Here is a 332-nt window from a genome sequence, read left to right as displayed (position 1 = left end):
AGTAGCAGTACTAACATCGTTAGGACAAGGGCTTGTTCCAATAACAGTATAATCGAAGGTACTAGTAGTTGCACCAACAGCTGGTGTAAAAGTACCAGTGGCAGCATTAAAAGTACCACCAGATCCAGAAGTTTGCGACCAGGTACCACCAGCATCTTCACCAGCGATTAAACTAAATAAATCTATAGTTGTTGTACTACTATCGCAAATGGTTGTATTACCATCTGTACCAGCGTTAACGGCAGGGTTAATATTTATAGTAACAGTACTAATATCATTAGGACAAGGGTTTGTTCCTGTAACAGTATAATCGAAGGTACTAGTAGTTGTAC

The 332-nt window shown here is 39.5% G+C and carries 1 protein-coding gene; it reads right to left on the bottom strand.

Annotated features, from left to right (window positions below):
• Positions 1-332 (bottom strand): hypothetical protein (locus ACVC2P_RS15125; RefSeq protein ID WP_452599294.1); only part of this gene is annotated, 332 nt, incomplete at both ends.

This window comes from Pontimicrobium sp. MEBiC01747 (assembly GCF_053601635.1).
The sequence above is the reverse complement of the archived record's forward strand: the minus strand, read 5'-3'. Positions and strand labels throughout refer to the sequence as shown.